This is a genomic window from Pedobacter alluvionis, from assembly GCF_003664035.1.
GTDB lineage: Bacteria > Bacteroidota > Bacteroidia > Sphingobacteriales > Sphingobacteriaceae > Pedobacter > Pedobacter alluvionis.
The window spans coordinates 175754-187682 of the sequence record NZ_RCCK01000012.1 but is presented as its reverse complement, the minus strand read 5'-3'; the positions used below and the strand labels follow the sequence as shown (position 1 = coordinate 187682).

The 11929-nt window shown below is 37.3% G+C and carries 13 protein-coding genes; 8 read left to right on the top strand and 5 right to left on the bottom strand.

What is annotated here, in order from left to right:
• Positions 1 to 82: 82 nt before the first annotated feature.
• Positions 83 to 751, bottom strand: a complete 669-nt coding sequence (rpe, locus tag BCL90_RS14765) for a ribulose-phosphate 3-epimerase (RefSeq protein ID WP_121284773.1) — start codon at positions 749 to 751, stop codon at positions 83 to 85.
• A gap of 258 nt (positions 752 to 1009) precedes the next feature.
• Between rpe and BCL90_RS14760 the strand changes: the two genes are divergently transcribed.
• Complete coding sequence (locus BCL90_RS14760; protein ID WP_134380656.1) at positions 1010 to 1375, top strand: hypothetical protein; 366 nt, start codon at positions 1010 to 1012, stop codon at positions 1373 to 1375.
• A gap of 85 nt (positions 1376 to 1460) precedes the next feature.
• Here the strand turns inward: BCL90_RS14760 and pnp are convergent, their stop codons facing one another.
• The 3 genes from pnp to BCL90_RS14745 all read right to left on the bottom strand — a co-directional run bounded on the left by pnp (position 1461) and on the right by BCL90_RS14745 (position 4609).
• Positions 1461 to 3596 carry a polyribonucleotide nucleotidyltransferase gene (gene pnp / locus BCL90_RS14755; RefSeq protein ID WP_121284771.1) on the bottom strand — a complete coding sequence of 712 codons (2136 nt, stop codon included), beginning with the start codon at positions 3594 to 3596 and terminating at the stop codon, positions 1461 to 1463.
• A 177-nt stretch (positions 3597 to 3773) separates the two neighbouring features.
• Positions 3774 to 4058 (bottom strand): 30S ribosomal protein S15, encoded by a 285-nt coding sequence (gene rpsO, locus BCL90_RS14750; protein ID WP_121284770.1) that lies wholly within the window; start codon positions 4056 to 4058, stop codon positions 3774 to 3776.
• A 359-nt stretch (positions 4059 to 4417) separates the two neighbouring features.
• The gene (locus BCL90_RS14745) at positions 4418 to 4609 is read right to left on the bottom strand and encodes a hypothetical protein (RefSeq protein WP_121284769.1); all 192 of its coding nucleotides are present in this window, start codon (positions 4607 to 4609) and stop codon (positions 4418 to 4420) included.
• Positions 4610 to 4718: 109 nt separating this feature from the next.
• Here BCL90_RS14745 and BCL90_RS14740 point away from each other — a divergent pair, with 109 nt between their 5' ends.
• From BCL90_RS14740 to BCL90_RS14715, 6 genes are all read left to right on the top strand, one after another.
• On the top strand, positions 4719 to 5138 hold the full coding sequence (locus tag BCL90_RS14740; RefSeq protein ID WP_121284768.1) for an acyl-CoA thioesterase: 420 nt from the start codon (positions 4719 to 4721) through the stop codon (positions 5136 to 5138).
• Positions 5139 to 5426: 288 nt separating this feature from the next.
• Positions 5427 to 6851, top strand: coding sequence for an MATE family efflux transporter (locus BCL90_RS14735; protein WP_121284767.1), 1425 nt, complete (start codon positions 5427 to 5429; stop codon positions 6849 to 6851).
• A gap of 273 nt (positions 6852 to 7124) precedes the next feature.
• A complete protein-coding gene (gene lepA / locus BCL90_RS14730; RefSeq protein WP_121284766.1) occupies positions 7125 to 8912 on the top strand; it encodes a translation elongation factor 4 in 1788 nt (595 codons plus the stop codon).
• 129 nt (positions 8913 to 9041) lie between these two features.
• Positions 9042 to 9923, top strand: a complete 882-nt coding sequence (locus BCL90_RS14725) for a bifunctional 5,10-methylenetetrahydrofolate dehydrogenase/5,10-methenyltetrahydrofolate cyclohydrolase (RefSeq protein ID WP_121284765.1) — start codon at positions 9042 to 9044, stop codon at positions 9921 to 9923.
• Between the two features lie 148 nt (positions 9924 to 10071).
• The gene (locus tag BCL90_RS14720) at positions 10072 to 10332 is read left to right on the top strand and encodes a DUF6364 family protein (RefSeq protein WP_121284764.1); all 261 of its coding nucleotides are present in this window, start codon (positions 10072 to 10074) and stop codon (positions 10330 to 10332) included.
• Between the two features lie 3 nt (positions 10333 to 10335).
• A complete protein-coding gene (locus BCL90_RS14715; RefSeq protein ID WP_121284763.1) occupies positions 10336 to 10755 on the top strand; it encodes a PIN domain-containing protein in 420 nt (139 codons plus the stop codon).
• 99 nt (positions 10756 to 10854) lie between these two features.
• On the opposite strand, the gene BCL90_RS14710 is transcribed toward BCL90_RS14715, so the two are convergent.
• On the bottom strand, positions 10855 to 11190 hold the full coding sequence (locus BCL90_RS14710; protein ID WP_121284762.1) for a Rieske (2Fe-2S) protein: 336 nt from the start codon (positions 11188 to 11190) through the stop codon (positions 10855 to 10857).
• 107 nt (positions 11191 to 11297) lie between these two features.
• On the opposite strand from BCL90_RS14710, the gene BCL90_RS14705 reads away from it, so the two are divergent.
• Complete coding sequence (locus BCL90_RS14705) at positions 11298 to 11921, top strand: 7-carboxy-7-deazaguanine synthase QueE (protein WP_121284761.1); 624 nt, start codon at positions 11298 to 11300, stop codon at positions 11919 to 11921.
• Positions 11922 to 11929 lie beyond the last annotated feature (8 nt).

Here is an 11929-nt window from a genome sequence, read left to right as displayed (position 1 = left end):
AGTATCGAGATAAGGCATTAATTATCAAGACAATTATAACGCTATACTCCTTATCATTAGAACAATTTAGCAATAAAAACAATTAAATGCTTATACTACTGGTTAACTGTTTCATCTTAGCAATCATTTCCGTTGGGTCATCCGTCGCGAAAATTGCATTTCCGGCTACAAAAGCATTGGCACCTGCTGATACTAATGTAGCAATATTTTGTAAGCCAACACCACCATCAACCTCTATAATCAAGTTTTCGTTTACACCTTGAATCAAGGCTTTTAAATCTTTAATTTTCTTATAGGTATTGTGAATGAACGCTTGTCCTCCAAAACCTGGATTAACCGACATAATCAATACCAGGTCCAGATCTTCAATCACATCCTGTAATAAGGTTACGGGAGTATGCGGGTTCAACGCTACACCTGCCCTGCAACCAGAAGCTTTTATTAATTGAATCGTTCTATGCAAATGCGTGCAGGCTTCGTAATGTACGGTGATACGGTCAGCACCTGCTTTCGCAAATTCACCGATAAATTTATCCGGCTCAACAATCATTAAATGTACATCCAAAGGTTTGATAGCATGTTTTTTTACAGCAGCCATTATCGGGAAACCAAAAGAAATATTTGGCACGAAAACACCATCCATTACATCAACGTGGAACCAATCGGCCTCACTTTGGTTAATCATTTCAATATCGCGCTGTAAGTTGCCAAAATCGGCAGAAAGTATGGATGGGGCAATAATATGTTTCATATTTATTATGTTTCGTCATTACGAGGCACGAAGTAATCTATGCGACTGTGATGCCAAAAGAGATTGCTTTGTGCCTTGCAATGAGGATTTGTATTTTGGTTTTTACTAAGTATGCAAGTTACAAAATCATTTTAAACAAATTAGGTTGCAACAAAAACCATTTCAATCAGACTGAATAATACGATTAGATCTGCTTTCCAGGAATAATTTTGTTGAAAAAAAATGGTTATTTTAGTGATAAATAAAAACAATATTCTTATGAAAACAAAACAATTAATTTTTGCGGGTCTCGCGATTCTTATCGTGAGCGTAACTTTTGGTTTTACAATGAATAAACCTAAAACACTTCTCAAAGTTGGCACAATTAAAAAAGCAGTACGTCCGCCCGGACCAGGCATTCTCATTACTGCAATGGCTGGGAGTAATTATGGTGATTACCATTGTGCAGAGGTTGTATCTGTTTTTGTAGCTAGTGCAGAACACAAAATTAAAACGGGTACACCTATATACACGAATTCGCATTTAACAACTCCATGGCCTAATGGAATAATAACAAATATTACAACAGGCAATTCTTATTTTGTCATCAATGGGATTATTATGGGGGCAGCGACTCCTTGTTAAAAAATACATTACATAATAAAAGACCCTTTCAGTGTAAAACTGGAAGGGCCTCGAATATTTAAAGTCCCTTTAGGGGATTTAGGGGTTACGCTTGTGGCGCTGCTGGTTTTTCTGGTCTTGGCAATAAAACTTTGCGGGAAAGTTTCATTTTACCTTGTTTATCAATGTCTAACAATTTAACTTCGATTTTATCACCTTCTTTTAATACACCGTCCATAGTTTCTAAACGCTCCCATGAAATTTCAGAGATGTGTAATAAACCATCTTTACCTGGCATAACCTCAACAAATGCACCAAACGGCATAATTGATTTTACTTTACCCTGGTAAACTTCACCAATTTCTGGTTTGGCAACAATGTTACGGATACGTGTAACCGCTGCATCAATAGCTGATTTGTTATCAGCAAAAACTTCTACAATACCTTTACCATCAACTTCTTCTATAGAGATTGAAGCACCGGTTTCGCGTTGCATTTCCTGGATAATTTTACCTCCAGGGCCGATAATTGCACCAATAAATTCTTTATCAATAGTTAAAGAAACAATACGTGGAGCGTGTGGTTTGTAATCTTCGTTAGGGCTGCTAATGGTTTTCTTCATCTCGTTTAAGATGTGTAAACGACCTTCTTTAGCCTGTAACAAAGCTTTAGTTAAAACTTCGTAAGATAAACCATTGATTTTTAAATCCATTTGACAAGCAACGATACCGTGTTCGGTGCCGGTTACTTTAAAGTCCATATCACCTAAATGATCTTCATCACCTAAAATATCAGAAAGGATTGCATATTTACCAGTTTTCTCATCGGTAATTAAACCCATTGCGATACCAGAAACCGGAGATTTGATTTTAATACCAGCATCCATTAATGCTAATGTACCAGCACAAACAGTTGCCATTGATGAAGAACCATTAGATTCTAAAATATCGGAAACGATACGGATGGTATAAGGATTTGCTTCACCTTGAGGCAATACTTTTTTTAATGAACGTTGTGCTAAAGCACCGTGACCAATTTCACGACGGCCAGCGCCTCTGTTTGGTCTAACTTCACCAGTTGAGAAACCAGGGAAATTATAGTGCAATAAGAATTTGTTGTAACCATTAAAGAAAGCACCATCAATCATTTGCTCATCATCTTTGCTACCTAAAGTAACTGATGTTAAGGATTGAGTTTCGCCACGTGTAAATACAGCCGAACCGTGAGCAGCAGGTAAATAACCAACTTCACTCCAGATTGGACGGATTTCTGTAGTCTTACGACCATCTAAACGGATACCTTCGTCTAACAATAAATTTCTGATGGCATCGTACTGAACATCATGGTAATAATGTTTAGCCATTGCTTTAGTTAAATCTGCAGTATCTTCTGGCATTGCTTCGAAGAATTCGTTAATGATTGCAGTGAAACCTTCTTTACGAACATCTTTATTGCCACCAGCTTTCGCTACAGCATAAACTTTATCGTAAGTATCAGCATAAACTTTAGCTTTTAAATCAGCATCATGATCTTCGTGGTTATATTCACGTTTAACCGTTTTGCCTGTCGCCTCTGTTAATTCAACCTGAATAGCACATTGAACTTTAATTGCATCGTGTGCAAATTTTAAAGCCTCAACCATTTCGTCTTCCTGAATTTCATCACACTCACCTTCAACCATGCCTATGTCGTTAGCTGAACCGGCAACCATAAATTCTAAAGTTGCGCGTTCTAATTCGCTGGCTTTAGGATTGATAATTAATTTACCATCAATTTTAGCCACACGTACTTCAGAAATCGGACCGTTGAAAGGAATATCAGAAACTGATAATGCAGCAGATGCCGCTAAACCTGCCAAACAATCCGGCATAATATCTTTATCAGCAGAGATTAAAGAGATCATCACCTGGGTATCAGAGTGATAATCACTTGGAAACATTGGGCGTAAAGCTCTATCTACCAAACGGGATATTAAAACCTCGTAATCAGATAACCTTGCTTCACGACGTAAAAAGCCACCTGGAATACGACCGGTAGCCGCGTATTTTTCTTGATAATCAACCGATAAAGGTAAAAAATCAGTACCTGGTTTAGCGCCAACAGTAGATACAACAGTTGCTAACAACATCGTATCGCCCATTTTCACTACAACCGAACCATCAGCTTGTTTAGCCAATTTACCAGTTTCGATTTCTACAATTCTGCCATCGCCCAAATCGAACGATTTTTTTATTACATTCATTTAAATAGAATTATGGTGTGTTTTCCTCTTTCTACACACCGTTGTTTATATATGTTTTTGTTTTTGCAAACGAAGATAAGGTTTAAAAAGCCTATTTATAATAAATCCCGTTAAATTATTTAACAGGAAATGTAAAAAGCCATTCCCTGAAGAATGGCTTTCGCTGATAAAATTCGCTTATTTTTGTTTAATGATATCACGAAGCGATAAAGCTTTGATGATAGCACGGTAGCGCTCAATATCTTTTTTGTATAGGTAAGCCAAAATACCGCGGCGTTTACCTACCAATTTTTGAAGTGACAACTGAGTAGAGAAATCTTTACGATTTTTCTTTAAGTGTTCTGTTAAGTGCGCAATACGGTATGTAAATAACGCTACTTGACCTTCTGCAGAACCCGTGTTAGATTCTACTTCGCCGTGTTGTTTAAAGATTTCGGCTTTCTTTTCTGGACTTAAATACATTCTTGAATAATATTAAAGCAATAAAAATTAATTAATTGTGGCGCAAAGATAAGGTTGTTTTTGGTTAAAAACAAGAGGTGTTTTTAATTAACTTGAATCAGATAAGCCAGTAGAAATTCGTCATCTCCTGAAGCGTAGCGAAATGGAGAGATCTATCTTCATAGATTTCTAGACTGCGTTGCACTCCGCTCGAAATGACGACTCGAGACTTATAATCGCAAATATTTTAATGCTTTTGACTAAAAAACTAATCTTACTCTATGACGATTGCACCAGGAAAGATTAAAAATTAAATCATCAGAATAAAGATTAAACTGTTACTTCTTTATCAAAAGACATAAAGCAATTATATGGTTGGCTTACGAATTACAAGCCCCTTGCCTTGCGGAGATTTTAATGGCTTGCCCCCCGTTCATGGTAACTGAAATGTAATTAAGCTGCAGAACCAAAAAAAACCGTTGCTCGGAGGTACGACTCAAATAAACAGCATCACGTTCCTCAACAATTATTTCGCGTGGAGTATTGACATCGTATAATTTGAGTTTTCCCATTTCATATAAAAAATACAAAAAAAGTAAGTAATACTTTACCTTTCTTCACATTTAGTAAGCAATACTTTACAATCAAGCTTTATTTATACTTTTGCAAAAACATTTACCCTTGGAAAAGAATCAATACAGCATTTTCGAAAGTGAATTACGTGTCCGTCCGGATGATATCGATATGTTTAATCACGTACATAACAGCAAATACCTGGATTATGTACTGGCAGCACGTTATGAGCAAATGGAAAAGTTCTACGGCATGCCCTGGGAGCATTTTACCAAACAAGGTTTAGGCTGGGTAGTAAGTCACGTCGATATTAATTTCAAACGCCCCCTGCTATTGAACGATTTAATGCTGATCAGAACCGGAATCTTAGCTATGAATGATAAAGGCTGCTCTGTTCAGTTCGAAATTATTAATCATAAAACGGGCAAAGTGGCTTCAGATGGTATTTTTGATTACGTACTAATTGATTTAAATACCGGTAGAGGAACAAAAGTTAACGAAGAAATGATTAAGGCCTATAGTATTTAATATTGATTACACAGATTAAATAGATTAGAAGGATTATAATTCTGTGGATTCCGTGTTTCCGTGGCAAAAAGAAATCGCAAAATTTAATCAATCCCTTGAAAATTGGTCATCAAAACTTGACAATTCAAAATTTTAGCTATCTTTGCTTTATCAAAAAGACCAGAGCCATGATAGTATCTGCAATCCGTTTGAGGTTTTAAGTAACTGAGGATTCCCTCCATTTCAATTTTAGGTATGTGCGCTTAACCGCGTATCATTGGTTTATACATCACAATTTATTTTTATTATATGTCACAGTCTACAAAGGCACAGGGCAAACTATCGTCATTTTTCGATATTCTAATCCAGTCCTTAAAAGGTCACGAAGTTGATCTCACTTCCATTAGTATAAAACGCGCCATTATTTTATTGGCCATTCCCATGATGCTGGAAATGGCTATGGAATCAGTTTTTGCCTTGGTTGATTTATATTTTGTTGGCCATCTGGAAAATAGTAGCCATGCCATACAAACCGTTGGTTTAACGGAATCAGTGTTAACCATTATTTACTCATTAGCCATTGGTTTGAGTATGGCTGCAACTGCAGTAGTTGCACGTAGAGTTGGCGAGAAAAACCCAGAGGCGGCATCAAAAGCCGGAATGCAGACTATTCTAATAGCGGTTTTCGTAAATGTTATCATCAGCATCCTGGGTTTAATTTACGCCAGAAATATCCTATTGCTCATGGGGGCCTCAACTGAAACAGCAGAACAGGGTGTGCCATTTGTTCGGATCATGATGGGTGGAAGTATAATTATTGTACTCTTATTCTTAATCAATGGAATTTTTCGAGGTGCAGGTAATGCAGCTATCGCAATGCGGAGTTTATGGATCGCCAATATTGCCAATATCATCCTCTGCCCTATTTTTATTAACGGTTTTGGACCAGTGCCGTCATTTGGTTTAACGGGCGCTGCAATTGCAACCACAATTGGTCGTGGTTTGGGGGTTAGCTACCAGGTATACAATTTATTTAGCGGTAAAAATGCGCTTAAGATACGTATCAGCCATTTTATTCCAGATTTTACGCAAATTAAGGCGATTGTTAAGATTGCTGCTCCAGCTATCTTTCAGTTTGTAATTGCAAGCTGCAGCTGGGTGTTCTTAGCGGAACTGGTTGCTACTACTGGTGGTGATACGGGATCGGCAGGTTACCAAACTGCACTACGGCTGATGATGTTTTTTATGTTACCTGCCTGGGGCTTGAGCAATGCAGCTGCAACTTTGGTTGGACAGAATTTGGGTGCGGGCCACATAGATCGTGCTGAAAAGTCCGTTTTCCAGACCTTAAAATACATTTTGATTTTTATGGCGGTAGTAAGTGTACTCTTTCTTACTTGTGGGCATTTGTTCGCTGCATTTTTTACCTCGGATGAAAAGGTAATAACTATTGCCAGTAAGGCCCTTAAGATTATGAGCCTTGGTTTTGTGATTTATGGAGCTGCGATGGTTTTTAGCAGTGCATTCAATGGTGCCGGCGATACCTGGACGCCTACAAAAATTAATGTTTTTGCATTTTGGCTGTTCCAAATTCCTTTGGCTTACTTCTTAGCGAAATATTTAGAACTGGGTCCAACCGGAGTTTTTATTGCTATACCAACGGCAGAGGCTGGAATTGCTGTAGCTGCTTACTTCTTATTTAAAAAAGGTAAATGGAAGAAAATTAAGGTTTGATTTTCACCTCAGATAGGCACAGTTGAATTGCTAATTGAATATGATCTGTGTTTATCAGTTGTTAATTAAGCACCGGATAATAAATCCTTTCAAAAGAATTACTACAGATGGTTAATAAACCTGATTGGAACGAACACGCAATGCAATGGAGTAAAGTGAAAAGCAGGACTACTGTAGCCGAAAAGCCACTGTATTTGCTTTTCAAATCAAAGTGCTTGGGGTGGATATTTTCTAGATTAAAAATTACCTTAAAAAACATATCTTTGTGCAAAGATGAAGCATATACGTAATTTTTGCATTATTGCACATATCGACCACGGTAAGAGCACCCTGGCTGATAGGTTATTAGAATATACAGCGACGATTTCGCAGCGTGAAGCGCAGGCGCAATTGCTCGACAACATGGATTTAGAGCGTGAGAGAGGCATAACGATTAAAAGTCATGCCATACAAATGAACTATAAGGTTGGTGATATTGAGTACAATTTTAACCTGATTGACACACCTGGACACGTAGATTTTTCGTACGAAGTTTCTCGTTCCATCGCTGCCTGTGAGGGTGCATTACTAATTGTAGATGCTTCGCAAGGGATTCAGGCTCAAACCATTTCCAATTTATACCTGGCTTTAGAGCACGACCTTGAAATTATCCCGATTTTAAATAAAATGGATTTGCCCGGGGCTATGCCTGAGGAAGTTAAAGACCAGATTATTGATTTAATTGGCTGTAAACGTGAAGATATTATTCCTGCGTCTGGTAAAACAGGTTTAGGGATTCCTGATATAATTCAGGCCATCGTAGACCGCGTTCCTGCTCCTGTTGGAGATCCGGAAGCACCTTTGCAAGCGTTGATTTTCGACTCTGTTTTTAACTCATTCAGAGGGATTATCGCTTATTACAAAGTGGTAAATGGCGAGATTAAAAAAGGTGATAAAGTAAAATTTATCAATACAGGCAAAGAATACCTGGCTGATGAGGTTGGTATTTTGAAGCTGGATATGGCACCTCGTAACGTGGTTAAAACCGGCGATGTGGGTTACATTATTTCTGGCATTAAAGAAGCCAGAGAGGTAAAAGTTGGTGATACGATTACAACTGTGGCCAGACCGTCGTTAGATGCCATTCAAGGTTTCGAAGAGGTTAAGCCAATGGTTTTTGCAGGGATTTACCCTGTAGATACTGATGAATTTGAAGAACTGCGTGAGGCGATGCATAAGTTGCAGCTGAACGATGCTTCTATCGTTTTCGAACCGGAAAGTTCTGCGGCCCTTGGTTTTGGTTTCCGTTGCGGTTTCTTAGGAATGCTTCACATGGAGATTATTCAGGAGCGTTTAGAGCGTGAGTTCGATATGACTGTAATCACAACGGTTCCCAACGTATCATACATTGCACACACTACAAAAGGTGATGAGTTTATCGTAAATAATCCATCTGATTTGCCAGATCCAAGTAAACTGGATTCGGTTGAAGAACCTTACATCAAAGCAAATATTATTACCAAGTCTGATTTTGTTGGCCCTATAATGTCGCTTTGTATCCAAAAACGAGGAGCGATTATTAATCAATCCTATCTAACATCTGACAGGGTTGAGTTGGTTTTTGAGATGCCAATGGCCGAAATCGTATTCGACTTTTATGACAGATTAAAAACACTTTCTAAAGGATACGCTTCGTTTGATTATCACCAAATCGGTTACCGTAAATCTGATTTAGTGCGATTAGATTTATTGTTAAACGATGAGCCTGTTGATGCGTTATCATCACTAATTCACCGCAGCAACGCTTACGATTTCGGAAAGAAAATTTGCGAGAAATTAAGAGAATTAATCCCTCGTCAACAATTCGAGATTAAAATACAGGCTTCAATTGGAGCTAAAGTTATTGCCCGCGAAACGCTTAGTGCTTTACGTAAAGATGTAACGGCTAAATGTTATGGTGGTGATATTTCCCGTAAACGTAAGTTATTGGAAAAACAGAAAAAAGGTAAAAAACGTATGCGTCAGGTGGGTAACGTAGAAATTCCACAGACAGCGTTTATGGCAGTTTTGAAATTGGATTAAAATAGAATCAAGATACAAGTATCAGGTATCAAGATTCTCGCAAATTTAAATAATAGTTAAAATTATAAAGAGCAATCAAGTAGACCATTTAGTCTTGATACTTGGTACTCACTACCCGATACTTTTAAAATGAAATTATTAGACGGTAAATACGTATCAGAAAAAGTTAAAGTTCAAATTGCGGAAGAAGCCGCTGAATTTTTAAATAAAAACGGTCGCAAGCCACACCTGGTTGCCATTTTGGTTGGTAACGATGGCGGCAGCGAAACCTATGTAGCGAGTAAGATGAAAAACTGTGAAAAAGTTGGCTTTAAATCATCACTACATAGATATGATAACTCGGTAACAGAAGCAGAATTATTGGCAAAAATTGAAGAAATTAATCAGGATGATGATGTGGACGGATTAATTGTTCAGTTGCCTTTACCTAAACATATTGATCCGGAAAAAGTAACTGAAAAGATCGATTATCGTAAAGATGTAGATGGTTTTCATCCTGTAAATTTGGGCAGGATGATGCGTAATCTACCTTGCTTTATTCCGGCAACGCCTTATGGTATTTTATTGATGTTGCAAGAATACGGTATCGATACTACAGGAATGCACTGTGTTGTTGTTGGTCGTAGTAACATTGTGGGTAGCCCAATGAGCATTTTAATGGCCCGTAACGCAAATCCAGGCAACTGTACGGTAACACTTACCCATTCACGTACTAAAGATTTAAAAGAGCAGGTCTTACAAGCAGATATTGTGATTGCCGCAATTGGTAAAAAGAATTTTGTTACGGCTGATATGGTAAAACCTGGCGCTATTATTATAGATGTAGGTATCAACAGGGAAACTTCTACAGAAACCAAATCTGGCTTTAAGTTATTTGGAGATGTAGATTTCGATAATGTGGCACCTAAAGCCTCTTACATTACGCCTGTTCCGGGTGGTGTAGGCTTAATGACGATTGTAGGCTTATTAAAAAATACATTGGCATCAGCCAGGAAAGAAATATACTCTTAAGGTTGAGGATTTAAAGACAGAAGGTCTAAGACAAAGCTCAAAACAAAAAACAAAAGCGGTTCATATATTTGAGCTGCTTTTTTTTTACGTATACTATTTTTAAATTATACGTGTATTTTGTATATTTGTTTTATAAAACAACAAGACAATGGATGCTAAACTAACATTAAGCTTTAACCAAAACGTAGTTGATAGGGCAAAAAAATACGCTGCTGAAAACAACATCAGTCTTTCTCGCCTGGTAGAGCATCTATTAACACAGGTTACTGCTAAAGAGTACAAATCTTTAGAAGACTTTCCAATTTCGGATTGGGTGAGTATGGTTGCTGAGGGTGAAGTAGAATATAAAAAAACACCAAAACCAACACGTAAAGTTTCAAAAGATGAATTCTTTTCTTCTAAAAAGTAATCGATGGAGATATTTTTAGATGCGAATGTTCTTGTTTCTGTATTGAATAAGGAATATCCTCTTTATACCTACTCGTCGAGAATTTTAAGTTTAGCATCGCATCCAAATTTTGAAATTTATACTTCTCCACTTTGTTTAGCTATAGCATTTTATTTCGCAGAAAAAAAGCATAAATCACATTTGGCCAAACAGAAAATCGATTTGCTTTGCCAACATATTAAAATTGCAGGAAATTCATCAAAAAGTGTTTTGGATACCTTGTCGAACAAATCAATTCACGATTTTGAAGATGGTTTAGAATATTATGCTGCCAAATCTGTTAATTGTAAATGTATTATCACAGAAGATATTGAAGATTTTTATTTCTCAGAAATTGAAATTTTGAACTGTCAGGAATTTTTTAAAAGATATTTGCTAAATTGAGTTTATAATAGACTCGGCAATCTGATCTGATAGCTATAGGATTTATTTCAGGGGCTTAATTAGAGAGCTGTTGAAATAAATCAGCCTGACGGGAATAGATCATCCCCAAAGTTTACTCCACCAGCTTTCTTCAAAACCGATATAGAGACCATCTTCACGTAACTCAGTTGGATAGATATTGATATAGTCGCCCTGTCCTTCGGCTCCCCTGCCTGTAGTTAAACTATATTCATATCGATGGATTGGGCAAACCAGGTTTCCGTTTTTGCACCAGCCACCACTAAAATGGCCACCAGCATGGGGACAGTGAGATTGGGTAGCAATGATTTCATTTTTATTGTTGATCAGACAAAGCTGTTTTCCTGCAAGCTCAATTGTTTTAATTGTATCAGGTTGAGGAATTTGATTCTTATTTAGCGCCTTAAACCACTTCATTCTGCTAAAATACTGCAAATAAATATCACTCTTGTTTCATCTTTCTATTAAATTTCAAAAGAGGAACAGCATCACCATATTTTTTTAGGATATTTGCATCCTCAAAAATGAAACAAGAAATACCAGAAGACGGCACATTACTTCCTTTAATGGAAGAATTTTATACTATACAGGGCGAAGGATTTAATACTGGTAAAGCAGCTTATTTTATCCGTTTAGGAGGCTGCGACGTGGGTTGCCACTGGTGCGATGTTAAGGAAAGCTGGAACGCCGAAATGCATCCACTTACCCCAGCTGATGTAATTGTAGAGAATGCCGATAAATTTCCGGGTAAAGCTGTTGTAATTACCGGTGGTGAACCCTTAATTTATAATCTTGATTATTTAACCAACAAATTAAAAGAAAGAGGTATCCTTACCTTTATCGAAACGTCTGGTGCTTACCCACTTTCCGGAAATTGGGATTGGATTTGTTTGTCGCCAAAGAAATTCAAAGCACCAAGGCCAGATATTACACCATTTGCACACGAATTAAAGGTTATCGTTTTTAATAAAAGTGATTTTAAATGGGCAGAAGAATATGCCGCAATGGTATCTCCTACCTGCAAATTATATCTTCAGCCAGAATGGTCTAAGTCAACAGAAATTACTCCATTAATTATTGAGTATGTAATGGCTAATCCTAAATGGGAGATTTCCTTGCAAACACACAAGTTTTTAAATATTCCTTAAATTACTTT